This is a genomic window from Ancylobacter polymorphus, assembly GCF_022836935.1.
GTDB lineage: Bacteria > Pseudomonadota > Alphaproteobacteria > Rhizobiales > Xanthobacteraceae > Ancylobacter > Ancylobacter polymorphus_A.
Genome location: NZ_CP083239.1, coordinates 1,543,880 through 1,570,342, shown reverse-complemented (window position 1 = coordinate 1,570,342; position 26,463 = coordinate 1,543,880). Strand labels below are relative to the sequence as shown.

Sequence of the window (26,463 nt, the reverse complement as noted above, 5' to 3'; positions counted from 1 at the left end):
ACCGGTCCCGCCCGCCTAGCCCCCGTCATCCTTAGGTGCCCGGCAAAGCCGGGCCTCGAAGGACGCAGACGGGTGCGGCCCCCTAGCCCATCTTCCCCCGCACCCACCGCGCCGGCCTTCCGTCGATCGCCGCCAGCCCCAGCGCGATGATGGCGAAGCCGGCGAATTCGCGCGGCTCCAGCGCCTCGCCCAGCACCAGCGCGCCGAGCAATATGGCACTCACCGGCACCAGGAACGTCACCAGCGAGATATTGGTCGCCCCGTTGCGGCCGACGATGCGGAAATACAGGATATAGGCGAGGCCGGTGGAGAGCACGCCGAGGCCGAGCAGCGCGCCGATAACCGGCGTTGAGGGCGCCGGCAGGTTCCACGGCCGGTCGATGAGCGCCACCGCCGGCAGCAGCAGCAGGCTGGAGGTCGCCAGCTGCGCCATGGCGATGCCGAGCGGCGGCAGATGCCGGAAGCGCCGGGAATACACCGCCGCGAAGCCATAGGACACCGTCGCGCCGATGGCGGCGAGCTGCGCCGGCAATTCGTGCCCGCCAAGCTGGCCGAGCAGCGCCGGCCCCATCATGACCGCGACGCCGACAAAGCCGAGGCTCACCCCGATCAGCTTGCCGAGCGTGAACTTCTCGTCATGGGTGAAGGCCTGCGCCACCAGCACGGTGAACAGCGGCGTCGCCGCATTGAGGATGGAGGACAGCCCGCTCGGCAGATGCTGCTGCGACCAGGCGATCAGCCCGAACGGAATGATGTTGGCGATCACCGCCAGCAGCAGGAACTCGCCCGCCAGCCGCCGGTTCAGCGGCAGATGGATGCCGCGCGCCCGGGCAATGATCCACAGCGCCAGCGCGCCGATGGCGACGCGGGTGAGCACCATGGTGAGCGGGGGAATCTCGGCGATCGCCACCTTGCCGAAGAAGAAGGAACCGCCCCAGATCACCCCGAGCAGCGCCAGCGCCGCCCAGTCGGAAGGCGCCATCGGCAGCGGGCCGGCGATGGTCGTGGCGAGCCCGGTGCGGTGGACGGGGCTCGACGCGGACATGGCACGCTCCTGCAAGGGGGTGCGGCCTTTTAGCCCTTCCTCGGGCGGCGCGCCACCCGGTTTCGACGCGAAGACGGCCGGCCTATGCGCCCGGCCCGTCATCCTGAGGCGCCCGGCACCGCCGGGCCTCGAAGGACGCAGAAGGCTGCCACCCCCAGGCCCGGCGGGACAGCGGCCCGGCCCTGCGGGCTTCGAGGCCGGCCTGCGGCCGGCAACTCAGCATGACGGAGCCTCCGGCGGAGGCGTCCTAGGGGGCCTTGCCCGTCTCCGCCAGCGCCGCCTTCACCAGCGCCACCGCGTCCGGGCTCGCCCATTCCGCCGGGCCGGCGATGTGGCCGAGCTCGCAGCCCTTCGCGTCGATCAGCATGGTGGTGGGCAGGCCGAAGCCGCGCCCGACCACGCGCAGATCCTGGAACGCCTGCGCCTTGGGATCGGTATAGAGCGCGAGATGCTTGAGCCCCGTCTCTTCGAAGAAGGCCTTCGGCTTGGCGGCGTCGCGCGTGTCGATGTTCACGGTGATGACCTCGAAGCCCGGCTGACCTCCGGCGCCCTTGGCGCCGAGTTCGCCCTGCAGCTGGTCGAGCGCCGGCATCTCCTTGCGGCAGGGCACGCACCAGGTGGCCCAGATGTTGACGAGCCTCAAACCGTCGCCGCCGACCTGCGACAACCGGGTCGGCTTGCCCTCGGGATCAAGGAAGGCGAGATCGGGGATGCGGGTCGGCTTTTCAGTCGGGGCGAAGGCGGCGAGTTCGCCGGTGGCGAACGTGGCCAGCCTTTTGCCGGCCGCACTGGCCACACTGCACTCACTATCCACCTCACCGGCCTCATCGGCCACGACGACCGGCGCCGGCGCGGCGGGCCCGGTGGCAACGGCGTTGCGCGCCCCGCCCCCAATCCCGTATACGCCTGCCAGCCCGACAATGGCGCCCAGCACCAGCGCGGCCGCCAGCATGAGGGCGAAGCGGCCCGTGCGGCGCGGCGGAACCCCGCCCGCCGGTGCAGCGGCGTCCTCAGGTCGTTCGGTCATGGCCGTCCTCGCGGAGAAAAGTGAGCATGAGCAACAAGATGTGGGGCGGCCGGTTCGAGACCGGACCCGACGCGATCATGGAGGAGATAAACGCCTCCATCGGTTTCGACCAGCGCCTGTACGCGCAGGATATCGCGGGTTCGAAGGCGCATGCCTCGATGCTGGCGGCCCAGGGGATCATCGACAAGGCTGATGCCGAAAAGATCGCGGCGGGTCTAGACACGATCCTGTCAGAGATCGAAGCGGGCGATTTCACCTTCCAGCGGGCGCTGGAAGACATCCATATGAACGTGGAATCGCGCCTCGCCACATTGCTCGGCCCCGCCGCCGGCCGCCTCCACACCGCCCGTTCGCGCAACGACCAGGTGGCGACGGATTTCCGGCTCTATGTGCGCGACACGATCGATACGCTGGACGGGCAGATTCGCGATCTCCAGCAGGCACTTGTGGAGAAGGCGCTGATCCATTCCGGCACGGTCATGCCGGGCTTCACCCATTTGCAGACCGCCCAGCCCGTGACCTTCGGCCACCATCTTCTCGCCTATGTCGAGATGCTGGGCCGTGATCGCGGCCGGCTGCGCGACGCCCGCGCCCGGCTCAACGAGTGCCCGTTAGGGGCCGCCGCGCTGGCCGGCACCTCCTTCCCCATCGACCGCTTCGCCACCGCAGCCGCCCTCGGCTTCGACCGGCCGACGGCGAATTCGCTCGATTCCGTCTCCGACCGCGACTTCGTGCTGGAGACGCTGGCGGCCGCGTCCATCGCGGCGATGCACCTCTCCCGCTTCGCCGAGGAGATCGTGATCTGGACCTCGCCGCTGGTGGGGCTGATGAAGCTCTCCGACCGCTTCACCTCCGGCTCCTCCATCATGCCGCAGAAGCGCAACCCCGACGCGGCCGAGCTGGTGCGCGCCAAGATCGGGCGAATCGCCGGTGCTTTCAATGGCTTGCTGATGGTGATGAAGGGCTTGGCGCTGGCCTATGCCAAGGACATGCAGGAAGACAAGGAAGGCGCCTTCGATGCGTTTTCCACCCTGTCGCTGATGATCGCCGCCACGGCCGGCATGGTGCGCGACATGGTGCCGGACGAGACGCGGATGAAGGCCGCGGCGGGCTCGGGCTATTCCACCGCCACCGACCTCGCGGACTGGCTGGTGCGTGTGCTCGGCCTGCCCTTCCGCGAGGCGCATCACGTCACCGGCCGCATCGTCGCGCTCGCCTCCGCCAGGAACGCGCCGCTGCACAAGCTGACGCTGGCGGAGATGCAGAGCGTGGAGCCCCGCATCACGGGGGAAGTGTTCGGCGTGCTGTCGGTGGCGAAATCCGTGGCCAGCCGCGTTTCCTATGGCGGCACCGCGCCAAAGAATGTCCGCGCCCAGGCCAAGCGCTGGCTGAAGCAGCTGGCGAAGTAGGCGTTACAGATAGTCGCCCTCATCCCGGATCGGCCTTGAGCCGTCCGGGATGACCGGCAGGCGGCGCGCTACCCCTTCCGACCCAGCAATCGCAAGGCATTGGCCGTCACCAGCACGGTGGCGCCGGTATCGGCGAGGATGGCCGGCCACAGGCCGGTGATGCCGGCGAGGGTGGTGACGACGAACACCGCCTTCAGCCCCAGCGCCAGCGTGATGTTCTGATGGATGTTGCGCATGGTCGCGCGCGACAGAGCGATCATCCCCGCGACATCGCCGACCCGGCCGTGCAGCACGGCCGCGTCCGCCGTTTCCAGCGCCACATCCGTGCCCCCGCCCATAGCGATGCCGACATTGGCGGCGGCGAGCGCGGGCGCGTCATTGATGCCGTCGCCAACCTTGGCGACCTTCAGCCCCTCGCGCTGCAACTCGTTGACGATGCGCTGCTTGTCGGCCGGCATCAGGCCGGCGCGGACCTCGATGCCGAGAGCGGCGCCGATCGCCTGCGCGGTGCGCTCATTGTCGCCGGTCAGCATCAGCGTGCGGATGCCCTCGGCCCTGAGCGCGTCGACCCCCGCCTGCGCATCGGCGCGCGGCTGGTCGCGCAGCGCGATCAGCCCCTGCGCGCGCCCGTCCGCGACGAGCACCGCCACCGTCTTGCCGGCGGCGTTGAGTGCGTCGATCGTCGCTTGCTGTTCGGCCGTTAGAGCCGCGCGGGCACCGGCGGCCTTAGGCGAGCCAAGGAACAGCGCCGCGCCCTCCACGGTGCCGCTCACACCCTCGCCGCCCAGCGCCGCCGCCGCCTGCACGGGCGGGATGGCAAGCCCGCGCGCCGCCGCTTGCGCAAGAATCGCGCTCGCCAGCGGATGGGTGGAGCCCGCTTCCAGCGCCGCCGCCCGGGCCAGCAGCCCGGCGTCGTCCCCGATAAAGGCCATGAGATCGGTGACGGCGGGCTTGCCCCCGGTCAGCGTGCCGGTCTTGTCGAAGGCGACGGCATTGATCGTGCGCAGTGCCTCCAGCACCGCGCCGCCCTTGATGAGCAAGCCTCGCCGCGCGCCGACCGCCAGCCCGGCGGCGATGGCGGCGGGAGTGGAAATGACCAGCGCGCAGGGGCAGCCAATCAGCAGCAGCGCCAAGCCCTTGTAAATCCATTCATCCCACGCCGCGCCGAAGGCGAGCGGCGGCACTACGGCCACCAGCGCGGCGACGACGACGACCAGCGGCGTGTACCAGCGCGCGAAACGGTCGATGAAGCGCTCGGTCGGTGCCTTGCTCTCCTGCGCTTCCTCGACGAGACGCACGACGCGGGCGATGGTGTTGTCGGATGGGGCAGTGGTGGCGCGCAAGGTAAGAGCGGCTTCACCGTTCACCGTGCCGGCGAACACGCTGTCCCCCGCCTGCTTGGCCACCGGCACACTCTCGCCCGTCACCGGCGCCTCGTTCACCGAGCCCGCACCGTCCAGCACCGCGCCATCGGCGGGAATGCGCTCGCCGGGGCGGACGAGAATCACGTCGCCGATCCCAAGGCTCTCGGCCGGCACCTCGCGCGTCACGCCGCCCTCGACGAGGCGTGCGGTCTTCGGCACCAGCGCGGTGAGGGCGCGGATGGAACTGCGGGCGCGGCCGGCAGCGACACCCTCCAGCAACTCGCCGACGAGAAAGAGAAACACCACCGCCGCCGCCTCTTCCGACGCGCCGATGGTGACGGCGCCGATGGCGGCGATGGTCATCAGCGTCTCGATGGAGAAGGGCGTGCCGGAAAGCCCGGCCATGACCGCACGGCGGGCGATCGGCACCAGGCCGATCAGCAGCGCGGCGATGAAGATCCACGGGTCGAGGCGTGGGAAAAAATGGCCAAGACCATAGGCCGCCGCCAGCGCCGCGCCGCAGAGAAGCGTGAGCCGCGCCTTGCCGCTCGTCCACCAAGGCCCGTCCAGCGCCAGATGCGCGTGATCATGGCCCCCAGAGGCCGGTGGGCTGGACGCGCCGTGGGCAGCGTCCGCGGGCGCGGCATGGACATGACCCGCGTGGTCATGTTCATGGTCATGCGCGTGGTCGTGATCGCAGCCGGGCCCGTGCGTGTGCGCGTGAGCGTGAGCGTGACCGGAAGGCACCGCCGCCGCTGCCGCCAGCGGCGCGATGCCGTAGCCGAGGCCAGCGACACGGCGCTCCACCAACGGCAGATCGGCGCCGTTGTGTTCCACCGTCATCGTGCCGGCCGTCACCGAGACCGCGACATCCGCGACGCCGTCGACGCGCCGCACCGCCGTCTCGATCTTCATCGCGCAGGAGGCGCAATCCATGCCCTCGATACGGTAACGGGTCTTTTCGGCCAGCATGCGCGTCACTCCTCCGTCCCGCCTTGCGTCGGCGGCAGAGCCAACCTAGTTCCTCTAGTGACTAGAGGAGCAAGCGGGAAATGACGGCCCATTACACGATTGGCGACGCGGCGCGCGAAAGCGGCGTGAAGGTGCCCACCATCCGCTATTACGAGGAGATCGGTCTCCTCCCCGCCCCGCCGCGCACCGACGGGGGAAGGCGCGCCTATGGCGATGAGGACCTGCGGCGGCTGGCCTTCATCCGCCATGCACGGGAACTCGGCTTCGAGATCGACGCGATCCGCACGCTGCTGCATTTGCAGGACGCGCCGGACCAGTCCTGCGCCGCCGCCGATGCCATTGCCCGCGATCATCTCGCCAGCGTGGAACGCCGTATCGCCAGCCTCACCGCGCTGCGGGCCGAACTCCAGCGCATGGTCGAAGGCTGCGCCCATGGCCATGTCGCCACCTGCCGGGTGATCGAGATACTGGCCGATCACGGCGCCTGCGCCCACCATCAGCGCGCCGGCGCCTGACCGGGAAAGGCCGGCTCAGGCCTCCGCCGGCGCTTCCTCGTCCTGCGGCGCGGCAACCGGCTCGCAGGTGAAGCCCGCCCGCGCCGTGCGCACCGCGCCGGCGATGAAATCCTCCACCGTGCGGATGCGTCGGAGGTCGCGGATATCCGCATGGGTGACCAGCCAGTAGGACCGGCGGAAGCTCAGGTCCGGCAGCAGCCGCACCAGCTCGGGATGCGCCAACGCGGCGTAGTCGTGCAGGATGCCGATGCCGCCTCCGGCCCGCACCGCCTCCATCTGCCCCACCACGCTGGCGCATTCCAGGCGGCGCGCCTCGACCTCGCGGAACACTTCGAAATAGTCGAGCGCCGGCGAATAGACGAGATCGGGCACATAGGTGACGATCAGCCGCCCGGTGACATCGCGCAGGGTCCCTATGGGTCCGGTGCGGGCGAGATAGTCCCGCGCCGCATAGACCCCGAGCGTGTAGTCGGTGAGCTTGCGCGCCACCAGCCGCCCCTCGCTGGGCCGTTGCAGCGTGACCGCGATGTCGACCTCGCGCTTGGGCAGAGAGAAGCTGCGCGGCAACGGCGCCAGCTGGATCGACAGACCCGGATGATCCTCCGCGAGGCGCCCGAGGCGCGGGGCGAGGAAATAGGTACCGAAGCCGTCCGGAGCGCCGATCCGCACCGTGCCCGCCAGAGCGAGATCGACATTGCCCAGCGCGGCCTGCGCCTGCAGCATCTCGGTCTCGATGCGCTCGGCATGCGCCAGCAGCCGCTCCCCGGCCGGGGTAAGTTCGCTCCCCGTGGTGCGCCGCTCCAGGAGCTTGGAGCCGAGGCTCGCTTCCAGCGCCCCCAGCCGGCGACCGACGGTGGCGTGGTCCAGCCCGAGCTGACGCGCGGCCGCCAGCATCTGGCCGGCACGCGCCACGGCGAGGAAGATACGCAAATGGTCCCAATCCATGGCATGCTGCCTATCGCAATGTGCGCAGCCGCACAACGGATGCGAAAACATCGTCGTTGAAGTGACGACTTTCAACAAGCAAAACCGCAGCCAGGAAAACCAGAGGAGAGATCGCCATGGCGGTCATCGGGCATTATATCGGCGGCAAGGTGGTGACCACGGCGGGGCGGACCTCCCCGGTCTTCGACCCCTCCACCGGCGCGCAGACTGGCGAAGCCCTGCTCGCTTCCGTCGCCACGGTGGGTGACGCGGTCGCCGCCGCTGCCGCCGCGTTCCCCGGATGGGCCGACACGCCGCCGCTGACGCGCGCGCGCATCATGTTCAAGTTCAAGGCGCTGCTTGAGCGCGACATGGACGCGCTGGCCGAGGCCATCACCCGCGAGCATGGCAAGACGTTCGAGGACGCCAAGGGCGAAGTCACCCGCGGCATCGAGGTGGTGGAATTCGCCTGCGGCATCCCGCACCTGATGCGCGGCGACTTCACCGAGCAGGTGGCGCGCGGCGTCGACGTGTTCTCCGCCCGCCATCCCGTCGGCGTGGTGGCCGGCATCACCCCGTTCAACTTCCCCGTCATGGTGCCGATGTGGATGTTCCCGGTGGCGCTGGCCTGCGGCAATTCCTTCGTGCTGAAGCCCTCGGAAAAGGACCCGACTCCCTCGCTGATGCTGGCGGAACTGCTGGCCGAGGCCGGCCTGCCGGCGGGCGTGTTCAACGTCGTGCAGGGCGACAAGGAGGCGGTCGACGCCCTCCTCACCCATCCCGATGTCGCGGCGGTGAGCTTCGTCGGCTCCACCGCCATCGGCGAATATGTCTACAAGACCGCCGCCGCGCACGGTAAGCGCGCGCAGGCCCTGTGCGGCGCCAAGAACCACCTGGTGGTGATGCCCGACGCCGATCTCGACAAGACCGTCGACGCGCTGATGGGAGCGGGCTACGGCTCGGCCGGCGAGCGCTGCATGGCGGTGTCGGTCGCGGTGGCCGTCGGTGGCGTCGGCGACGCGCTGATGGAAAAGCTGGTGCCGAAGGTGCGCGCGCTGAAGGTCGGCCCCGGCCTCGACCGCGAGAGCGAGATGGGTCCGCTCGTCACCAAGGAACACCTCGCCAAGGTTTCCGGCTATGTCGATGACGGCGTCGCCGCCGGCGCCGAGCTGGTGGTCGACGGGCGCGGCCTCAAGCTGCAGGGCTATGAGAACGGCTATTTCATTGGCGGCTGCCTGTTCGACAAGGTGACGCCGGACATGAAGATCTACAAGGAAGAGATCTTCGGCCCGGTGCTCTCCGTGGTGCGCGTCGACCGCTATGACGAGGCGCTGAAGCTGGTCAATGACCACGAATATGGCAATGGCGCCGCCATCTTCACCCGCGACGGCGACGCCGCCCGCGCCTTCGACCGCGACGCCAAGGCCGGCATGATCGGCATCAATGTGCCGATCCCGGTGCCGGTGGCGTTCCACTCCTTCGGCGGCTGGAAGCGCTCGGTGTTCGGCGACCGCAACGTCTATGGCATGGAGGGCGTCGGCTTCTACACCAAGATGAAGACCACCACCGCCCGCTGGCCGACCGGCATCCGCGAGGGCGCCCAGTTCGTCATGCCGACCAGCGGCTGACGCATGACACAAAGCAACTGGCAGCGCCGCACGGGGGAGACCCGCGCGGCGCTGCTGCCATTTTCAGGCAGTGGCGGATGCGAGTAGTCTCGGCGCATGTCCCGCTCCGAGCGCCTGTTCGATCTGCTGCACGTCCTGCGCCGCCACCGCCAGCCGGTGAGCGGGCGCGTGCTCGCCGACGAGATCGGCGTGAGCCTGCGTACCCTCTACCGTGATATCGCCACACTGCAGGCCCAGGGCGCGACCATTGAGGGCGAGGCCGGGGTCGGCTATGTGCTGCGCCCGGGCTTCCTGCTGCCGCCGCTGATGTTTCCGCCCGAGGAGATCGAGGCGCTGGTGCTCGGCTCGCGCTGGGTGGCAGGGCGGGCGGATGGCCCGCTGGCCGAGGCGGCACTGTCGGCGCTCGCGCGCATAGGCGCCGTGCTGCCGGCGGAGCTGCGGGCCGAGATGGAGGCCTCGGCGCTGTTCGTGGCGCCGGGCGCCCCCATTCCCGCCGATTCCATCGACCCGGCGCTGCTGCGTAAGGCCATCCGCACCGAGCGCAAGCTCTCCCTCGCCTATCTCGACGCGGCCGGCACAGCGAGCGAGCGCACCGTCTGGCCTTTCGCGCTGGCCTTTTTCGACCAGGTGCGGCTGCTCATCGGTTGGTGCGAACTGCGCGGCGCGTTCCGCAGCTTCCGCACCGACCGCATCTCGCGGGCAGACGTGCTCGACGCGCGTTACCCCACGCGACGGGCGGAACTCATCCGGCAATGGAAGCTGACGAAGCAGGCGGCTGCTGCGGAAAGACCCGAACCCTGCTGACATAAACTGGCAGCAGCGCCGCCTATGCTGACCCCTCGATTCTTCGGGGGACGACATGACCGACGCCAGCAATATCCTTCTTTATGTGAACGACGCACCCGCCAGCGCCCGCTTCTATGGCGCGCTGCTGGAGCGCGCGCCGGTGGAGCAAAGCGCAACCTTCGCCCTGCTGCCGCTGGCGCCGGGCATGATGCTCGGCCTGTGGCAGCGCGACGGGGTGACGCCGCGGCCGCATCTGCGGGCCGGAGGCAACGAAATCGGCTTCAAGGTCACCGATCCCGCTGCCGTCGACGCCGCCTATGAGAACTGGGCGACGAAGGGCGTGGCGATCGCCCTGCCGCCGACCGATCTCGATTTCGGCCGCAGCTTCGTGGCGCTCGATCCCGACGGCCACCGGCTGCGGGTCTACGCGCTCAATGACGTGCCGTAGGCGCGTGCGTTCCCCGCGCCTCAGTCGTGCGAGCGGCCGAAATCCGGCGCGGCGGTTTCCTGGCCGATTTCGATGATCGAACGGCGGATGGCGCGGGTGCGGGTGAACAGGTCGAACAGCTTGTCGCCCTCCGCCCAGCGTATCGCCCGCTGCAGCGCGATCAAATCCTCGGTGAAACGGCCGAGCACCTCGATCACCGCCTCGCGGTTGTTGAGGAACACGTCGCGCCACATGGTGGGGTCGGAAGCGGCGATGCGGGTGAAGTCGCGGAAGCCGCCGGCCGAGTATTTGATCACCTCGGACTGCGTCACCGCCTCAAGGTCCGCCGCCGTGCCGACGATGTTGTAGGCGATGAGATGCGGCACATGCGAGGTGATGGCCAGCACCAGGTCATGGTGCTCCGGCGTCATCGTCTCGACATTGGCGCCCATGGCCGTCCAGAGCCCGGACAGCGCCGCCACCGCGGCGGGGTCCGTGCCCTCGGGCGGGGTGAGGATCGACCAGCGATTCTTGAACAGGGTGGCGAAGCCGGCATCCGGGCCGGAATACTCCGTGCCGGCCACGGGATGGCCGGGCACGATGTGGACATTGGCCGGCAGATGCGCGCGCAGCGCATTCACCACGGCGCCCTTCACCGAGCCGACATCGGAGACGATAGCGCCCGGCCTCAGATGCGGGGCGATCGCCTCCGCCACCGCCCCCATGGCGCCCACCGGCACGCATAGGATGACGATGTCGGCCCCCGCCACCGCCTGCGCCGGCGTCGCGGCGACGAGGTCGGCGATGCCGAGGTCACCGACGCGATCACGTACCGCCGCAGCGCCATCATAGGCGACCAGCGTGCCGGCAAGCCCGCGCGCCTTCACCGCGCGCAGGATGGACGAGCCGATCAGGCCGATGCCGATGACGGTCAGCCGGCCGATGAGCGGATGCGCCAGCGGCGGGTCAAGCACCATGGCCCGCCTCCCCGCCCATGAACGCCTTCAGCGCCTCCACCAGCAAGCGATTTGCCTCCTCGGTGCCGATGGTCACGCGCAGCGCGTCCGGTAGGCCGTAGGAGTCCACCCGCCGCAGGATCAGCCCACGCTGGCTGAGGAAGGCGTCCGCCTCCTTCGCCGTGCGGCCGGGGGTCTGCGGGAAATGCACCAGCAGGAAATTGGTGACGCTCGGCGTCACGGTCAGCCCAAGCGCGGTGAGTTCCTGCGCCAGCCAGGGGAGCCAAGTCTCGTTATGCGCCACCGCCTGCTCGACATGCACCGTGTCCTCGATGGCCGCCACGGCGGCGGCGAGGCCGGGGGCGGAAACGTTGAACGCCCCGCGAATGCGGTTGATTGCGTCCGCGACCTCGGCCGGCCCGTACAGCCAGCCGACCCGCAGCGCCGCGAGCCCGTAAATCTTGGAGAAGGTGCGCAGCATGACGACGTTCGAGCAGGTCGCCACCAGCTCGATGCCCGCCTCATAATCGTTGCGGCGGACATATTCGGCATAGGCGGCGTCGAGCGCCAGCAGCACATAAGGCGGCAGGCCGCGCTGCAGCCGCTTCACCTCGTCGAAGGGCAGATAGGTGCCGGTCGGGTTGTTGGGGTTGGCGAGGAAGACCACGCGGGTCTTCTCGGTCACGGCCGCCAGCAGCGCGTCGACATCGCTGCGGTAGTCCTTCTCCGGCGCCACCACGGGCGTCGCCCCTGCCGCCAGCGCGGCGATGCGGTAGACGAGGAAGCCGTGCTGGGAATACAGCACCTCGTCGCCCGGCCCGGCAAAGGCAGCGGCGGTCAGCATCAACAGCTCGTCCGAGCCGGTGCCGCAGACGATGCGTGTGGGATCAAGCCCATATTGCGCGGCGATGGCCTCGCGCAGCTTGGTGGACGAGCCGTCGGGATAAAGCTCCAGCGCGTTCGCCGACTGGAAGGCGGCGACCGCCTTCGGGCTGGGGCCGAGCGGGTTCTCATTGGCCGAGAGCTTATGCACCTTCACCCCCGGGCCGCCCTGCGACTTGCCCGGCACATAGGCCTCGATCGCCAGAACGCCGGCGCGCGGGACGGGACGGTTGGGGCGGGGGGCGGTCGACATGACGGGGCTCCAAGGGAGGCGGTCGAGAGAAGAAGGAGATCGCGACGAGAAGAGGAGGAAAGGCGCCGGGGTCAGACCGTCGGCGCGTGGGTGACGGGCGCGTGGAGCGCCGGTGCATGGGTATAGCGGCTGGCATGGCTGCCGACGAGGGCCGCCGCGCGCACAGAGGCGCCGCTTTCGCGTAGTGCCGCCAGCACGGTGTCGAGGCTGACCGCCCCGCCGACCGGAATGGAGGCGAGCAGCGCCGCCCCGTCAAGGCCGCGGTCGGGCACGGCGATCACATCGGCCAGCGGCGCCAGCGCCCGCGCCGCCTGGGCGTTCCAGCCGGAAACATGCAGGCTCCACGCCTCCACTTCCGTCACCGCCCCATCCGTCACCGGATGAGCGATGCAGAACACCGGCAGGCCGGCGGGGTGGTCGGCGCGCTCGACGAAGGGCAGACGGGCGATGATCTTCGGCGTGTGGGGGCCTTCCAGCGCCGTCCACCAGGCACCGGCGGAGGGCGAGGCGAAGGCCGGCACCAGGCCCAGATCGCCACGCGAGCGCGCCACCGCCGCCACCACGCCGGAAGCGCCCATATGGCCGATGAAGGGGACGGTGAAGCCGAAATGGAAGCGCGACGCGTCGCGCATCGCCGCCTCGCCCGAGGCGAGATCGGCATGCACCGCGTAAGGCGCCTGCACATAGGTGAAGGTGGAGATGATGACCCGCCAGATGCCCTCGACCGTGTCGAGCGGCAGAATCCCGCGATGGCGATCCACCAGCCGACGCATCATGGAGGCCTCGCGCGCTGGACGGAAGGCCGAGCCGCTCTCGCTGCCCTGCGCCCGCTTCACCGCCACCAGCCGGTCGATGATCTGGCTGCGCTCGATCAAAAGCGCGTGCATCTGAGCATCGATGCGGTCGATCTCCGCGCGCAGGCTGCCGAGATCCGGCGCGGCGGCGTCGGAAGCCGGAGAAACCGCCCTTTGCGGCGCGTCCTGAGTGTGGGCCTTCATGTCCATGGCGGCTTGTCGTAAACCTCACGCGGGCGCCGCGCAAAGCAAAATCTGACGCAGCGCTCTATTGACAAGTGCCGGCTGTGGGATCATCGCATCGTCCGGTATAACGAACTCTTCGTCCGGTATGACGGTTCCCATGTCCGACACCACGGCCCTGCGCGATCTTCCGGCCTACGAAGCCGCCCGCGGCGAAGCGGACCATCCGCATTCCGCCGTGGTACGCTTCGGCGCCGACAAGCCGCTCGCCCTCGATGCCGGCGGCGTCCTGACCCCGTTCCAGATCGCCTACCAGACCTATGGCACGCTGAACGCGGCGCGCTCCAACGCCATCCTGCTCTGCCACGCGCTGTCCGGCGACCAGCACGCGGCCAATGTCCACCCCGTCACCGGCAAGCCGGGCTGGTGGGAGACGCTGGTCGGGCCGGGCAAGCCGATCGACACCGAGCGCTTCTTCGTCATCGCCTCAAATGTGCTCGGTGGCTGTCTCGGCACCACCGGCCCCTCCTCCACCAATCCGGCCACCGGCCAGCCCTATGGGCTTGACCTGCCGGTCGTGACCATTCGCGACATGGTGCGGGCGCAGGCCATGCTCATCGACCATCTCGGCATCGAGAAGTTGCTGGCCGTGGTCGGCGGCTCCATGGGCGGGATGCAGGTTCTGCAATGGGCGGCGAGCTATCCCGAGCGCGTCTTCGCCGCCATGCCCATCGCCACCGCCGCGCGCCATTCGGCACAGAACATCGCCTTTCACGAGGTCGGTCGCCAAGCTGTCATGGCCGATCCGGAATGGCGCGGCGGGCGCTATCTCACCGAGGGCACCAGCCCGCGCCGTGGCCTCGCTGTGGCGCGCATGGCCGCGCACATCACCTATATGTCGGATTCCTCGCTGCACCGGAAATTCGGCCGGCGGCTGCAGGACCGCGACGGGCACACCTTTTCCTTCGACGCCGACTTTCAGGTGGAGAGCTATCTGCGCCACCAGGGCGAGGCCTTCGTCGACCGCTTCGACGCCAATTCCTATCTCTATGTCACCCGCGCCATGGATTATTTCGACCTCGCCGGGGAGTATGGCGGCGTCCTGGCCAATGCCTTCCGGGGCACGACGACCCGCTTCTGCCTCGTCTCCTTCACCTCCGACTGGCTGTTCACCACGGCGGATTCGCGCGCCATCGTCCACGCGCTTAACGCGGCGGGCGCCCAGGTCTCCTTTGCCGAGATCGAGAGCGACAAGGGCCACGATTCCTTCCTGCTCGACGAGCCGGAATTCTTCGCCATCACGCGCGGTTTCATCGATTCCGCCGCGCGCGCCGTGGGAGTGACGTGATGACCGCGCGCGACCGCACCATGAGCGAAGCCGCGCGGGCGGCCTCCGGCAAGCGTGTCGACCTGCTGCTCATCGCCGACATGGTACGGCCGGGCTCGCGCGTGCTCGATGTCGGCTCGGGCGACGGCGAATTGCTGGAACTGCTCGCCACCACGCGCGGCTGCGACGCGCGCGGCATCGAGCTGTCGCGCGAGGGGGTGAATGCCGGCGTGGCGCGCGGTCTTCCCATCATCCAGGGCGACGCCGATGTCGACCTCGCCGACTATCCCGACAATTCCTTCGACTATGTCATCCTCTCCCAGACCATCCAGGCGACGCGCCGGCCGAAATGGGTGCTGGAGCAGATGCTACGGGTCGGCAGCCACGCCATCGTCTCCTTCCCCAATTTCGGCTTCTGGCGGATGCGGCTCGACCTGTTGCTGAACGGGCGGATGCCGAGCACGGAAAATCTGCCCTACAGCTGGTACGACACGCCCAACATCCATTTCTGCACCATCCGCGACTTCGTCGCGCTGGTGGAAGAGGTGGGTGCCCGCATCGACCGCGCCGCCGCGCTCAACGGCTATGGCCACCCGGTGCGCTTCAACCTGCCCTGGGCAGTGTGGAACCTGCTCGGCGAACAGGCGGTGTTCCTGCTGTCGCGGAAGGGGTGAGCGGGGATCAAAAGACCTCTTGATGATAAGAGGTGACATATTGGAAAGGAGTTGGAGACGCCCGATGCCGTTTGAGGGCGGCACCCACGTCCAGACTGATACCTAGCATAGCACCCGCTACCAGCGAGGGCACCATAGGCAGCCCAGTAGAATAGGCCGTAATTGCACTGGCCCCTATTGGAAGCAAATTCAAGCTGGCGCTTATATCCGCTAGGCGGAGACGAAAACTTGTCTCTCTTGAAGTCTTTATGTGATCTTGGATGGCTCGCTGCAGCGCTTCGACCTCCGTATTCCAAGCCAGCTCACCATCTCCTGCGCTTATAACACGCTGATAAACGGACTCCAGATGGGTTCGGAGTGCGAGCAACTCGTCGCTGCGACGCAGTCGGAATTCCAGAATATCTGCAAGAGGAACATCTTTATCAGGAACCGGGATCGCGCCATACAATCGAACAAGCGCGCCCCTACCCTGCTGAAGCGCATGATCTCCGAATGAAATAGAGCGCTCTCCGGTGGCTAGACTCCATCGACCTGGCTTCTCTTGATCAAGCCGACGAAAGGCTTCGACATGAAGATTCCTATATATCTCTGCCATGTCGCCACTGCCGGAAAAGAGCACTTTTGATCTCTGTAGCACCCCTGCTTCTTCCAGAAACTGAGCGTCATTATCCAATCCGATATGAATAATGTTCTGTTCAGGAAAATCCAGTCGGTCCCAGAAAAGGAGATTTGATCGAAGCTCCTGCGGATCGAGAGCGCCCGACTTCATCAGAAGTCGATTGCCGGAAGATTCGATGGGAGGCGACACAACCAGGCCACGCCATGGCTTCCCGTGCCTAGGATCGATTGCCCTGCGCCGCTTTGCCTCGCCCATCAGACACTCCTAGAACTGATTTTGCGCAAGATACCATTCATGGTCGAAGCCCGTACCCCTTCACCCCCCCATCGGCTGCGGCGCCATCACGGGCTCGAACACGGTCAGGCGGGCGCGGCGCTTGGTGGGGACCGGCTTGTAGACCTGCTTCGTCGCCTCGACGACGTGCACGCCGGCAAAGGGCAGCGCCAGCGTGGCGCCCACGCGCTCCCACGCCACGGCCGAGCGCAGGAACCAGTTGCGCGGCACCGGCGGCATATAGAGCGCCTCGTCCCAGCCCACGGGCGTGAACAGCGCGCCGCGCAACAGATCCGTGATCTGGGTGCGCGAGAAGGGGCGCCCATGGCCGAACGGGTTGTTCTCGGTGCGCGCCCACACGCCGCGCCGGCTCGGCACCACGCAGATCAGCCGCCCGCCCGGCGCCAGCACCCGCCACACCTCGCGCAGAACCTCGCCGGCATCGGGCGTCATCTCCAAAAGATGCACGGCGATGACCCGGTCAATCATGCCGGCGCGCAGCGGCAGTTCGGTCTCGTCCACCAGCGCGGCCAGCGTCGGCGCCGCCGAGGGCCAGCGCGTCACCCCCTGCGCGCCCGGCATGAAGGCGAGGGCGCGCTCGCATTCCTCGCGGAACATGCCGAGATAGGGCGTGGCATAGCCCATGCCGAGAACGGAAAGCCCGCGCATGTTGCCGGCGCGGGCGCGAATGGCGCGGCCGACAAGGCGGCGCGTCACCACGCCGATGGGCTGGGCATAGAAGCTGCGAAGGCCGACCACGTCAGGATACATGGCCGAAGCTTATAGCCTGAGCGATGACGCCTTGAAATCACCACCCTTTTGCGCCACATAGGCGGGGCATGCGGTCGCTTCGTCCGCATCGGGGCCGCGTCGCTCGATGTCCGCTTCGGCTGGGAGCCGGATCCGGCCAGGTTTTCCTGGCCGCTTTTCCGCCTCCACTTCTGAGCCGCGGCAGTCTTCGGCCCCTCATCATCGGAAATCGCCGACGTCCCAGGCCACGCGGGGTGTCTCAACACCCCGTGATTCGCGGTTCGCGCTGCTCCTGCGCGCGGACGCAATCGCCCATGAAAGAACGCTACTTGACCACTTTCAACGAACTCGGCCTTGCCGAGCCGATCCTGAAGGCCCTCGCGGAAGCCAACCACACCACGCCCACCCCGATCCAGATTCAGGCTGTGCCGCAGGTTCTCGCGGGCCGCGATCTCATCGGCATCGCCCAGACCGGCACCGGCAAGACCGCCGCCTTCGCGCTGCCGATCCTGCAGCACCTCGTCACCCACCGCTTCCGTCCCGAGCGCCGCTCGGCCCGCGCGCTGGTGCTGAGCCCGACCCGCGAACTCTCCGGCCAGATCCTTGAGAGCTTCCGCCTCTATGGCAAGCATGTGCGCCCCTCCACCGCGCTCGCCATCGGCGGCGTGCCGATCGGCCGCCAGGCCCGCGCGCTCGCCAATGGCGTCGACGTGCTGGTGGCGACCCCCGGCCGCCTCGTCGACCTCCTTGAGAACAACGCGGTCCGGCTCGACATGGTCGAGGTGCTCGTGCTCGACGAGGCCGACCAGATGCTGGACATGGGCTTCATCCATGCCATTCGCGCCATCTGCGCCCGGCTGCCGGCCAAGCGCCGCAACCTGTTCTTCTCCGCCACCATGCCGCGCGAGATCGAGAAGCTGGCGGATTCGCTGCTGACCGATCCGGTGCGCGTCGCGGTGACGCCGGTCGCCAAGACCGCCGACCGCATCGAGCAGAAGGTGTTCTTCACCGACCGCGCCGGCAAGCCGAACCTGCTGGTCGAAGTGCTCTCCGAGCCCGATCTTGATCGCGCCCTCGTGTTCTCGCGCACCAAGCATGGCGCTGACCGCGTGGTGAAGGGCCTTGCCGGGGCCGGCATCGCCGCCGAGGCGATCCATGGCAACAAGTCGCAGCCGCAGCGTGAGCGGGCGCTCGCGGCCTTCCGCCAGGGTGTCGTCAAGGTGCTGGTCGCCACCGACATCGCCGCGCGCGGCATCGACGTGCCGGGCGTCAGCCATGTGATCAATTACGACCTGCCCAATGTGCCGGAAAGCTATGTCCATCGCATCGGCCGCACCGCGCGCGCCGGCCGCGAGGGCATCGCCATTTCGCTGTGCGACGGCGAGGAGCGCGCTTTCCTGCGCGACATCGAGCGGCTGATCAAGATCACCATCCCCTCGGTCGACCGCCGCGGCGAAAGCCGCCGCGAAGGCGCGCCGCGCCTGGAAGGCTTCCGCTCCGATGGCCCGCGCCCGGCGCGCGAGGAACGCGGGCCGCGTGGCCCGCGCAGTGACGCCCCGCGTGGCGCCCGCCCGTTCAACCGTGGGCCCCGTCCCGAGGGCGAGGCCCGCAAGGACGGTCCGCGCCATGACCGGCCGCACCATGACGGCCCGCGCCACGAAGGCCGCACCGATGGCGTCCGCCGCGAGGGTCCGCCGCGCGAGGGGCGCCGCCCGCCGCGCCGCAAGGCCTATAACGCCGCGCCCTGATCGGCAGCGAGCGAACACCCCGCGCACCGAAGGGAGCGCGGGGTCCTCTGGTGTTTGCTGCCGCGCAGCATTATCAGGACAAGACAAATGCCGGCCGTCAGGGTATTGGCCTAGCGGCAAGGCCGGCAGCAGCCTGTACGAGGAGAGCCATTAATGGCGAAAGAGGAACTGCTCGAGTTCGACGGCACCGTGACGGAAGTTCTGCCCGACGGCAATTTCCGCGTCGTGCTCGACAATGAACACGAGATACTCGCCTATGCGGCGGGCAAGATGAAGAAGAACCGCATCCGCACCATCGTCGGCGACCGCGTCGTCGTCGAGATGTCGCCTTATGACCTTGAGCGCGGACGCATCAATTTCCGTCACAAGACCGGTGGACCGACCCCGCCGATCGGCAGCGGCCAGCGCCGTCCGCCTCCGGGCCGTCGCCGCTGAGGCGCCGGGCGTTTCGCCCGGCCGCCCGCCTGCTCGCGCCCCTCGCCCCGCCGGTCAGACCGGCCAGTCGGCGAGGCGCCAGGCCGAATCCCAGAACATCCATTCGAGTTCCGTGGCCCGCTTATAGGCCGCGTGCATGCGCGCGAGCACGGCCGGCGGTGCGCCATGGGCCGCGCGATCGGTGGTGGCTATCACCGCCCGCACCGCCTCGTGGAACTCCTCCCCGGCATAGGTGTCGATCCAGGCATCGTAAGGGTTCGGGCGCACGGCACGGCCCAGAATGTCCCGTCCGACCTCGGCATAAATCCAGAAGCAGGGCAGCAGCGCCGCCAGCACCACCGGATAGGGCTCGGCATAGGCGGTGGCGATCAGGAAGCTGGAATAGTGGTGGCACACCGGCGACATCGGCGTGCGCGCGAACTCGTCCGCGTCGATGCCGAATTTCTCGAAGAAATCCGTGTGCAGCGACCGCTCCACCACCACCGCGACCTTCGCGCCCTCAGCGAACTGGACCAGTTCGTCCGGATCCTCCGCCTTCGCCGCCGCGATGGCCAGCGCCCGGCCGAAGGCGATGAGATAATGCGCGTCCTGCAGCATGTAATGGCGGAAACGCTCGCTTGAGAGCGTGCCGTCCGCCAGTGCCGCGTTGAACGGCATGGTGCGGATCGCCTCATAGGTCGGCAGGTTGCGGCCCCAGGCGTGCGCGCTGAAGGAATGGGCGCTGAGGGTCGAGCCGTCGCTCATGGCGTTTCCTCCTGACATGAAAAGGGCCGCTGGTGACAGCGGCCCGGATCATACTGGTCTGATGGCCGGCGGCAAACCGGACGGGATGGTTCAGTGCGACGTGCGGGCGTCCGCCTCGATTGCCGCCGCCGCGGACTTCAGCTGTTCGAGGAACTGCTGGCGGCTGGCCCGAATGGACTCGTCGCGGGCGTCCTCGACATCTTCCTGCGCGTCGCGGATCATCTGTGCGAGATTTTCCGCCTTCAGCTCGGCGAGCGGGATGGCGGTCTCGGCCAGCACGGTGAGCCCGGCCGGATTGGCTTCGGCAAAGCCGCCGCGCACGAACAGCTTCTTCGGACCGCCATCGCCCTTGATCGTCAGCACGCCGGGCTTCAGCGTCGACACGAAGGGCGCATGGCCGGCAAGGATGCCGAACTCGCCCTCGGCGCCGGGGACGATCACCTCGGTCACCGCGCCGGAATAGACGAGGCGCTCGGGCGAGACGAGTTCAAACGGGAAGGTGGCCATGGATCCTCCAGGGGATGCGTCAGCGTCAATGATCGACGCCCCGTGCCGTTACGGCCGGGGCGCGCGGATCACGCGGCCTCGGCAGCCATCTTCTTGCCCTTCTCGATCGCCTCTTCAATGGTGCCGACCATGTAGAAGGCCTGCTCCGGGAGGTGATCATACTTGCCTTCCACCAGGCCCTTGAAGCCCTTGATGGTGTCGGCGAGGTCGACGAGCTTGCCGGGCGAGCCGGTGAAGACTTCGGCGACGTGGAAGGGCTGCGACAGGAAGCGCTCGATCTTGCGGGCGCGGGCGACGGTGAGCTTGTCCTCTTCCGAGAGCTCGTCCATGCCCAGGATCGCGATGATGTCCTGCAGCGACTTGTAGCGCTGCAGCGTCTGCTGCACCTGACGCGCCACATTGTAATGCTCCTCGCCGATGACGAGCGGCGAGAGAATGCGCGAGGTGGAGTCGAGCGGGTCCACCGCCGGATAGATGCCCTTTTCCGCGATCGAGCGCGACAGAACGGTGGTCGCGTCGAGATGGGCGAAGGAGGCGGCCGGCGCCGGGTCGGTCAGGTCGTCGGCGGGCACGTAAATGGCCTGCACCGAAGTGATCGAGCCCTTGGTGGTGGTGGTGATGCGCTCCTGCAGCGCGCCCATGTCTGTGGCGAGCGTCGGCTGATAGCCCACCGCCGAAGGAATGCGGCCGAGCAGCGCCGACACTTCCGAACCCGCCTGGGTAAAGCGGAAGATGTTGTCGACGAAGAACAGCACGTCCTGGCCCTGGTCGCGGAAATGCTCGGCGACGGTGAGGCCGGTGAGCGCGACGCGGGCGCGGGCGCCCGGGGGCTCGTTCATCTGGCCATAGACCAGCGCGCACTTGGAACCGGAGGACGAGCCGCCATTCTCGTGCGGATCGACGTTCACCTTGGACTCGATCATCTCATGGTAGAGGTCGTTACCCTCGCGGGTACGCTCGCCCACGCCGGCGAACACGGAATAACCACCGTGCGCCTTGGCGATGTTGTTGATGAGCTCCATGATGAGCACGGTCTTGCCGACGCCGGCGCCGCCGAACAGGCCGACCTTGCCGCCCTTGGAATAGGGCGCCAGCAGGTCCACGACCTTAATGCCGGTGACGAGGATTTCCGCCTCGGTCGACTGCTCGGCATAAGAGGGAGCCGGCTGGTGAATGCCGCGGGTGGTCTCGCCGACAAGCGGACCGGCTTCGTCCACCGGCTCGCCGATGACGTTCATGATACGGCCGAGGCAGGCCTCGCCGACCGGCACCGAGATCGGGCCGCCCGTATCCTTCACTTCGGTGCCGCGGACCAGACCTTCGGTCGAGTCCATGGCGATGGTGCGCACGGTGTTCTCACCGAGATGCTGGGCGACCTCAAGCACGAGGCGGTTGCCCTGATTGGTCGTCTCCAGCGCGTTCAGGATCTCCGGGAGGTGATCCTCGAACTGCACGTCCACGACGGCGCCGATGACCTGCGTGATGCGTCCGACATTAGCCATGTTCGTCGTCCTTCCGGGTCCTGCCTCACAGCGCCTCGGCGCCGGAGATGATCTCGATAAGTTCCTTCGTGATCATCGCCTGACGGGTGCGGTTGTAGGTCAAAGTCTGCTTCTTGATCATTTCACCCGCGTTGCGGGTGGCGTTGTCCATCGCGCTCATGCGCGCGCCCTGTTCGGACGCGCCGTTCTCGAGCAGCGCCTTGAAGATCTGCACCGCGAGATTGCGCGGCAACAGGTCGGCGAGGATTTCGGCCTCGCCCGGCTCGTATTCATAGACCGCTTCGCTGCCCTTGGGCGCCTCGGCGGGGGCGGCGAAGGTCGCCGGAATGAGCTGCTGCGCCGTCGGGACCTGCGAGATCACCGACTGGAAGCGGCTGAAGAACTGCGTCGCCACGTCGAATTCGCCGGCGGCGAACATGGCGCCGATCTTCTCGGCGATCTTCTGCGCGTCGGCGAAGGTGGCGCCCTTGTTGGCGCGCAGCTCGACGACCTCGACGATCTGCTTCTCGAACTGGCGGCGCAGCGCGTCATGGCCCTTACGGCCGACACAGAAGATCTTGACCGTCTTGCCCTGCGCCATCAGCGACAAAGCGCGCTCGCGGGCGAGGCGGACGATCGAGGAGTTGAAGGCGCCGCACAGGCCGCGCTCGGCGGTCAGCACGATGAGCAGATGCGTCTCGTCCTTGCCGGTGCCGGTCAGCAGCAGCGGCGCGTCCGGCCCGCCGGAAATCGCGCCGGCGATGTTGCCGAGCACGCTCTCCATACGCTGGGCATAGGGACGCGCGGCCTCGGCCGCCTGCTGGGCGCGCCGCAGCTTGGCGGCGGCGACCATCTGCATCGCCTTGGTGATCTTCTGCGTCGCCTTCACCGAAGCGATGCGATTGCGCAGATCCTTAAGGCTGGCCATCTACCCGATGCTCCGCTCTGCCGATCAGGCGAAAGTCTTCGAGAAGGCGTCGAGCGCCTTCACGAGCTTGTCGGCGGTGTCCTTCGAAAGTTCCTTCGAGGTGCGGATGGTGTCGAGGATGTCGGCATGCTTGGAGCGGAGGAACAGCAGGAGGCCCTGCTCGAACTCGCGCACCTTCGACACCGGCAGGGCGTCGAGATAGCCATTGGTGCCGGCATAGATCACCACCACCTGCTCCTCGACCTTCAGCGGCGCGAACTGCGACTGCTTCAGGAGCTCGGTGAGGCGGGCGCCGCGGTTGAGCAGCTTCTGGGTCGAGGCGTCGAGGTCCGAGCCGAACTGGGCGAAGGCCGCCAGTTCGCGATACTGGGCAAGCTCGCCCTTGATCTTGCCGGCGACCTGCTTCATCGCCTTGATCTGCGCCGAGGAACCGACGCGGGACACGGAGAGGCCGACGTTCACCGCCGGGCGGATGCCCTGGAAGAACAGGTCGGACTCAAGGAATATCTGGCCGTCGGTGATCGAGATCACGTTGGTCGGAATGTAGGCCGACACGTCGTTGGCCTGGGTCTCGATGACCGGAAGGGCGGTCAGCGAGCCGGCGCCGTTCTCGTCATTGAGCTTGGCGGCGCGCTCGAGCAGGCGCGAGTGGAGATAGAACACGTCGCCGGGATAGGCTTCGCGGCCCGGCGGGCGGCGCAGCAGCAGCGACATCTGGCGGTACGCCACGGCCTGCTTGGACAGGTCATCATGAATGATGAGGGCGTGCATGCTGTTGTCGCGGAAGAACTCGCCCATGGCGGTGCCGGCGAACGGCGCCAGGAACTGCATCGGCGCGGCGTCAGACGCGGTGGCGGCGACGACGATGGAATATTCCAGCGCGCCCTGCTCTTCCAGCACCTTCACGAACTGCGCGACGGTGGAGCGCTTCTGACCGACCGCGACATAGACGCAGTACAGCTTCTGGCTCTCCGGCGCATCGCCGGCGTTCAGCGGCTTCTGGTTCAGGATCGCGTCGAGCGCCACGGCGGTCTTGCCGGTCTGGCGGTCGCCGATGATCAGCTCGCGCTGGCCACGGCCGATCGGGATCAGCGCGTCGATGGCCTTGAGGCCGGTCTGCATCGGCTCGTGCACGGACTTGCGCGGAATGATGCCGGGGGCCTTCACGTCGACGCGGCGGCGCTCGGTGTACTCGATCGGACCCTTGCCGTCGATCGGATTGCCAAGGGCGTCAACGACGCGGCCGAGCAGGCCCTTGCCGACCGGCACGTCGACGATGGCGCCAGTGCGCTTGACCGTCTGGCCTTCCATGATCTCGCGGTCGGAACCGAAGATGACGACGCCGACATTGTCGATTTCGAGGTTCAGCGCCATGCCGCGCGTGCCGTTCTCGAACTCGACCATCTCGCCCGCCTGGACGTTGTCGAGACCGTAGATACGGGCGATGCCGTCACCGACGGAGAGGACCTGACCGACCTCGGAGACTTCGGCTTCCTGGCCGAAATTCTTGATCTGCTCCTTGAGGATCGCGGAAATTTCAGCGGCGCGGATATCCATCAGCGAACCTCTTTCATCGCAGTGCGGATCGAATTGAGCTTGGTCTTGAGGGAAGCGTCGACGAGCTTCGAGCCGACCTTGACCTTCAGGCCGCCCAGGAGCGAGGGATCCACCTCGATGGCGAGCTTGACGTCCTTGCCGGTCAGCGTGTCGAGCGACTGCTTCAGCGTAGCGGCGTGGGCTTCCGACAGCGGCTGCGCCACGGTGACTTCCGCCGTCACCTCGCCCTTATAGGCGGCGACGAGCAGGCCGAAGTCGCGAATGATGGTCTCGACCGTGAACAGGCGGCGATTGGCCGCCACGGTCTTGAAGAAGTTGGCGGCGAGGCCGGTGATGCCCGCCTTGGCGAGCAGGGCGGCAACCGCCTTCTCCTGCTCTTCGGAGGCGAAGACCGGGCTACGCACGAGGCGCTTCAGGTCGGCGCTCTCGGCGATCATCGCGCTGAAACGGTCAAGGTCCGCCTTCACCGCATCGACGGCATGGGCGTCGCGGGCCAGCTCGAAGAGCGCCGTCGCGTAGCGTCCTGCCACTCCGGATACGTAGGTCTCGGCCACGTTGCCTCTCTCGGGGCTCGTCCGGAGCGCGCGCCACCCGGGAGGGGACGCTTCTTCCGGACTGGAAGGATGTGAACTCAAGGCGGCGTAGGGGTTTCCCTTACCCGACAGCGAAGTCGGCGGTTCCCTAACACGGCTCTCCGCATGCTGCAACACGAGCGCGTGAGGGAAAAACCGGGGCAACTGACGCAGCGGCCGGAGATTCCCCGCCAGTGCACCATCTCATGATGCCACAAGGCTTTGCGGGCCCTGCGGCGCATTGTTGCACCGCGCCGCCCGGTCATTGGCGCGCCGGCTTTTCCACCCCTGCGCGAGGATGTCGCGGGCTCTGGCATACCAGAGCCCGGTGCCGAGCCGTCGACAGGCGACGCGGGATCAGTCGCGCGCCACCCGCAGCGCCGCCGCCGCCGCCACCGGCCCGAGCACCAGCGCCGCCAGCGACAGGCCGAGCAGGATGCGGAACGGCGTGCCGAAGGGCACGGTGCCGCCCAGCACGGTGGCGGTCGCGGCGACGGCGAAAATCAGCACGGGAATGGTCAGCGGCATGACCAGCACCGCCACCAGCAGCCCGCCGCGCCGGAACACGGCAGCGAAGGCGGCGCCGATCAGGCCGAGAAAGGTGATGGCGGGCGTGCCCACCAGCAGGGTCAGCGTCAGCGCCCCGATCGACGCGGGCGCGAGATTGAGCAGCAGCGCCAGCACCGGCGCGGCCACCACCAGCGGCAGGCCGGTGGCGATCCAGTGCGCCAGCCCCTTGGCTGCCGCCACCAGTTCCAGCGGCAGCGGGGCCATGGCGAGCACATCGAGTGCGCCATCTTCCGCATCCGCCGCGAACAGGCGGTCAAGCCCGATCAGCGAGGCGAGCAGCGCGCCGATCCACAGAATCGCCGGGCCAATGCGGGCGAGCAGAGCGAGGTCCGGCCCGATGGCGAAGGGCGTCGCCACAACCACAGCCAGGAAGAAGACGACGCCGAGCCCTGCCCCGCCGCCGGCGCGGAAGGCAAGTCGCAGGTCGCGGGCGAGCAACGCCACGAACGCCCGGCTCACAGCCCCTCCTCCGCAAGGAGAGCCCGCGCCGGCCGCCAGGCGCCGAGGTCGAGCGCGTCGCTGGGCCCGAAATCGAGCGGGGCATGGGTGGCGGCGACGATCAGCCCGCCCGCCGCCACATGCGCCCGCGCCAGTTCGCCGAAGCGCGCCTGAGCGGACACGTCCAGCGCCGTCGTCGGCTCATCGAGCAGCCAGAGCGGGCGCTGCGCCACGAGGAGACGTGCCAGCGCCAGGCGGCGCTTCTGCCCGGCCGAGAGCACCGCCACCGGCAGCCGCTCCAACCCGCCCAGCCCGACCGCCTCCAGCGCCACGCCGACGGAAAGCGCGGGACGGCCGAGCATGGCGCGCCAGAAGGCGAGATTCTCCTGCGCGGAGAGCGAGGGCTTATGCGCGTCGAGATGACCGAGATAATGCGTCTCCTCGGCGAAATCGTCCGGCTCCGGCGCGCCGTCGAGGCGCAGCGTGCCCGCCTCCGGCCGCGCCAGCCCGGCGAGAAGGCGCAGAAGCGAGGATTTGCCGGTCCCGTTCGGCCCGGTGACGATGAGCGCCCGTCCGGCCTCAAGGGTGAAGCCCAGCCCCTGAAACAGCAGGCGCACGCCGCGTCGGCAAGCGAGATCGGCCACCACGAGCCGCATCAGAGGCCCCGCACCCGGA

26 protein-coding genes are annotated in these 26,463 nt (G+C 68.2%); 9 read left to right on the top strand and 17 right to left on the bottom strand.

Annotated elements, in window-relative coordinates; all coding sequences use genetic code 11:
- Positions 1-82: 82 nt before the first annotated feature.
- Complete coding sequence (locus tag K9D25_RS07350) at positions 83-1,045, bottom strand: DMT family transporter (protein ID WP_244450207.1); 963 nt, start codon at positions 1,043-1,045, stop codon at positions 83-85.
- Positions 1,046-1,292: 247 nt separating this feature from the next.
- Positions 1,293-2,072 carry a thiol:disulfide interchange protein TlpA gene (gene tlpA / locus K9D25_RS07345; RefSeq protein ID WP_244450206.1) on the bottom strand — a complete coding sequence of 260 codons (780 nt, stop codon included), beginning with the start codon at positions 2,070-2,072 and terminating at the stop codon, positions 1,293-1,295.
- Between the two features lie 26 nt (positions 2,073-2,098).
- On the opposite strand from tlpA, the gene argH reads away from it, so the two are divergent.
- Positions 2,099-3,481, top strand: coding sequence for an argininosuccinate lyase (gene argH / locus K9D25_RS07340; protein WP_244450205.1), 1,383 nt, complete (start codon positions 2,099-2,101; stop codon positions 3,479-3,481).
- A 68-nt stretch (positions 3,482-3,549) separates the two neighbouring features.
- On the opposite strand, the gene K9D25_RS07335 is transcribed toward argH, so the two are convergent.
- Complete coding sequence (locus K9D25_RS07335; protein WP_244450204.1) at positions 3,550-5,817, bottom strand: heavy metal translocating P-type ATPase; 2,268 nt, start codon at positions 5,815-5,817, stop codon at positions 3,550-3,552.
- Between the two features lie 80 nt (positions 5,818-5,897).
- On the opposite strand from K9D25_RS07335, the gene K9D25_RS07330 reads away from it, so the two are divergent.
- Positions 5,898-6,332, top strand: coding sequence for a MerR family transcriptional regulator (locus tag K9D25_RS07330; protein ID WP_244450203.1), 435 nt, complete (start codon positions 5,898-5,900; stop codon positions 6,330-6,332).
- A gap of 15 nt (positions 6,333-6,347) precedes the next feature.
- Here K9D25_RS07330 and K9D25_RS07325 read toward each other — a convergent pair whose 3' ends face one another.
- Positions 6,348-7,277, bottom strand: coding sequence for a LysR family transcriptional regulator (locus K9D25_RS07325; RefSeq protein WP_244450202.1), 930 nt, complete (start codon positions 7,275-7,277; stop codon positions 6,348-6,350).
- Positions 7,278-7,393: 116 nt separating this feature from the next.
- On the opposite strand from K9D25_RS07325, the gene K9D25_RS07320 reads away from it, so the two are divergent.
- The 3 genes from K9D25_RS07320 to K9D25_RS07310 all read left to right on the top strand — a co-directional run bounded on the left by K9D25_RS07320 (position 7,394) and on the right by K9D25_RS07310 (position 10,118).
- Positions 7,394-8,884 carry a CoA-acylating methylmalonate-semialdehyde dehydrogenase gene (locus K9D25_RS07320; protein WP_244450201.1) on the top strand — a complete coding sequence of 497 codons (1,491 nt, stop codon included), beginning with the start codon at positions 7,394-7,396 and terminating at the stop codon, positions 8,882-8,884.
- Between the two features lie 96 nt (positions 8,885-8,980).
- Positions 8,981-9,688: a helix-turn-helix transcriptional regulator gene (locus K9D25_RS07315; protein WP_244450200.1), complete on the top strand. Its 708-nt coding sequence runs from the start codon at positions 8,981-8,983 to the stop codon at positions 9,686-9,688.
- A gap of 55 nt (positions 9,689-9,743) precedes the next feature.
- Complete coding sequence (locus K9D25_RS07310; protein WP_244450199.1) at positions 9,744-10,118, top strand: VOC family protein; 375 nt, start codon at positions 9,744-9,746, stop codon at positions 10,116-10,118.
- A 20-nt stretch (positions 10,119-10,138) separates the two neighbouring features.
- Here the strand turns inward: K9D25_RS07310 and K9D25_RS07305 are convergent, their stop codons facing one another.
- From K9D25_RS07305 to K9D25_RS07295, 3 genes are all read right to left on the bottom strand, one after another.
- Entirely contained in the window at positions 10,139-11,074 is a 936-nt protein-coding gene (locus tag K9D25_RS07305; RefSeq protein ID WP_244450198.1) for a prephenate/arogenate dehydrogenase family protein, read from the bottom strand.
- Positions 11,064-12,188, bottom strand: a complete 1,125-nt coding sequence (gene hisC, locus K9D25_RS07300; RefSeq protein ID WP_244450197.1) for a histidinol-phosphate transaminase — start codon at positions 12,186-12,188, stop codon at positions 11,064-11,066. The genes K9D25_RS07305 and hisC overlap by 11 nt, the downstream gene beginning before the upstream one ends.
- Positions 12,189-12,259: 71 nt before the next feature.
- Positions 12,260-13,192 carry a chorismate mutase gene (locus tag K9D25_RS07295; protein ID WP_244450196.1) on the bottom strand — a complete coding sequence of 311 codons (933 nt, stop codon included), beginning with the start codon at positions 13,190-13,192 and terminating at the stop codon, positions 12,260-12,262.
- A 133-nt stretch (positions 13,193-13,325) separates the two neighbouring features.
- Here K9D25_RS07295 and metX point away from each other — a divergent pair, with 133 nt between their 5' ends.
- On the top strand, positions 13,326-14,513 hold the full coding sequence (gene metX / locus K9D25_RS07290; RefSeq protein ID WP_244450195.1) for a homoserine O-acetyltransferase MetX: 1,188 nt from the start codon (positions 13,326-13,328) through the stop codon (positions 14,511-14,513).
- Positions 14,513-15,166 carry a methionine biosynthesis protein MetW gene (gene metW, locus K9D25_RS07285; RefSeq protein ID WP_244450194.1) on the top strand — a complete coding sequence of 218 codons (654 nt, stop codon included), beginning with the start codon at positions 14,513-14,515 and terminating at the stop codon, positions 15,164-15,166. The genes metX and metW overlap by 1 nt, the downstream gene beginning before the upstream one ends.
- 7 nt (positions 15,167-15,173) lie before the next feature.
- Here the strand turns inward: metW and K9D25_RS07280 are convergent, their stop codons facing one another.
- Complete coding sequence (locus tag K9D25_RS07280) at positions 15,174-16,040, bottom strand: DUF6236 family protein (RefSeq protein WP_244450193.1); 867 nt, start codon at positions 16,038-16,040, stop codon at positions 15,174-15,176.
- A gap of 60 nt (positions 16,041-16,100) precedes the next feature.
- Positions 16,101-16,829 carry a class I SAM-dependent methyltransferase gene (locus K9D25_RS07275; RefSeq protein WP_244450192.1) on the bottom strand — a complete coding sequence of 243 codons (729 nt, stop codon included), beginning with the start codon at positions 16,827-16,829 and terminating at the stop codon, positions 16,101-16,103.
- Positions 16,830-17,122: 293 nt separating this feature from the next.
- Between K9D25_RS07275 and K9D25_RS07270 the strand changes: the two genes are divergently transcribed.
- Positions 17,123-18,556 carry a DEAD/DEAH box helicase gene (locus K9D25_RS07270; RefSeq protein ID WP_244450191.1) on the top strand — a complete coding sequence of 478 codons (1,434 nt, stop codon included), beginning with the start codon at positions 17,123-17,125 and terminating at the stop codon, positions 18,554-18,556.
- A gap of 153 nt (positions 18,557-18,709) precedes the next feature.
- On the top strand, positions 18,710-18,991 hold the full coding sequence (gene infA, locus K9D25_RS07265) for a translation initiation factor IF-1 (protein ID WP_013168254.1): 282 nt from the start codon (positions 18,710-18,712) through the stop codon (positions 18,989-18,991).
- 54 nt (positions 18,992-19,045) lie between these two features.
- Here the strand turns inward: infA and tenA are convergent, their stop codons facing one another.
- From tenA to ccmA, 8 genes are all read right to left on the bottom strand, one after another.
- On the bottom strand, positions 19,046-19,735 hold the full coding sequence (gene tenA / locus K9D25_RS07260; RefSeq protein WP_244450190.1) for a thiaminase II: 690 nt from the start codon (positions 19,733-19,735) through the stop codon (positions 19,046-19,048).
- A 90-nt stretch (positions 19,736-19,825) separates the two neighbouring features.
- Entirely contained in the window at positions 19,826-20,242 is a 417-nt protein-coding gene (locus K9D25_RS07255) for a F0F1 ATP synthase subunit epsilon (protein WP_244450189.1), read from the bottom strand.
- A gap of 68 nt (positions 20,243-20,310) precedes the next feature.
- Entirely contained in the window at positions 20,311-21,744 is a 1,434-nt protein-coding gene (gene atpD / locus K9D25_RS07250) for a F0F1 ATP synthase subunit beta (protein ID WP_244450188.1), read from the bottom strand.
- Between the two features lie 25 nt (positions 21,745-21,769).
- On the bottom strand, positions 21,770-22,651 hold the full coding sequence (locus K9D25_RS07245) for a F0F1 ATP synthase subunit gamma (protein WP_244450187.1): 882 nt from the start codon (positions 22,649-22,651) through the stop codon (positions 21,770-21,772).
- Positions 22,652-22,675: 24 nt separating this feature from the next.
- Positions 22,676-24,208 (bottom strand): F0F1 ATP synthase subunit alpha, encoded by a 1,533-nt coding sequence (gene atpA, locus K9D25_RS07240; protein WP_244450186.1) that lies wholly within the window; start codon positions 24,206-24,208, stop codon positions 22,676-22,678.
- Positions 24,208-24,762 (bottom strand): F0F1 ATP synthase subunit delta, encoded by a 555-nt coding sequence (locus K9D25_RS07235; RefSeq protein WP_244450185.1) that lies wholly within the window; start codon positions 24,760-24,762, stop codon positions 24,208-24,210. The genes atpA and K9D25_RS07235 overlap by 1 nt, the downstream gene beginning before the upstream one ends.
- Before the next feature lie 375 nt (positions 24,763-25,137).
- Positions 25,138-25,809, bottom strand: a complete 672-nt coding sequence (gene ccmB, locus K9D25_RS07230) for a heme exporter protein CcmB (protein WP_244450184.1) — start codon at positions 25,807-25,809, stop codon at positions 25,138-25,140.
- Positions 25,806-26,444, bottom strand: a complete 639-nt coding sequence (ccmA, locus tag K9D25_RS07225) for a heme ABC exporter ATP-binding protein CcmA (RefSeq protein ID WP_244450183.1) — start codon at positions 26,442-26,444, stop codon at positions 25,806-25,808. Before ccmA ends, ccmB begins: the two co-directional genes overlap by 4 nt.
- Positions 26,445-26,463 lie beyond the last annotated feature (19 nt).